The sequence below is a fragment of the Defluviitalea phaphyphila genome (assembly GCF_001466305.1).
Classification (GTDB): Bacteria; Bacillota; Clostridia; order Lachnospirales; family Defluviitaleaceae; genus Defluviitalea_A; species Defluviitalea_A phaphyphila.
Map to the genome: position 1 here is coordinate 1,769 of NZ_JWID01000058.1, position 631 is coordinate 2,399.

The 631-nt window shown below is 22.5% G+C and carries 1 protein-coding gene; it reads left to right on the forward strand.

Annotated features, from left to right (window positions below; genetic code table 11):
• Window positions 1-361: 361 nt before the first annotated feature.
• Window positions 362-631: S-layer homology domain-containing protein (locus OM90_RS12090; protein ID WP_144428593.1), on the forward strand; the 270-nt coding region annotated here is incomplete at its 3' end.

A 631-nucleotide genomic window follows, 5' to 3' on the forward strand; every position in this document is an offset into this window, starting at 1 on the left:
GAAAAAGTAAATAATATGGTTTGGGTAGTGTAAAAAATTTGTGCTTAAATGAAAATAAAAACTCCTTTCTGGAATAAATATAAAAAACTAGAAAGGAGTTTTTTTATAATCTTATCCATTAAGAAGCAAAAAATTAAAAAATAAAAACAATATTGAAAATCTCATATGATATATATACAATAATAAAGAGAATTGTAATAAATAAACAATAGTATAAATAAATACAATAACAAGAAATTTATAATGAAATCTATTAATAATAAGAGGGGAGTATTATAAAAAAGAAAATAGGTATAAAAATTATTTATGTTTTTTAAATTGTAAGTTATTAAATATTTTAACAATAACAGGAGGTAAAAAGATGAAGAAAAAACTAAGTATATTTAGTGCATTTATATTAACAGTAATATTATTAACCCCAAATATACTATATGCAAAAGAAACAGAAACTCTAAAGGACATACTAGGAGATGAAGAAGTTACATATCAATTACTACAAGAAAAACATATAAAATTAATGCAGTACTGTAGTGAGAATTTTAAAGATTATAAATCTTATAAATGGTACGGAAAAACAGTAGCTATGATGGTAGGAACAGGAAAAGTAGGGGGATATCCCGATGGAACATTA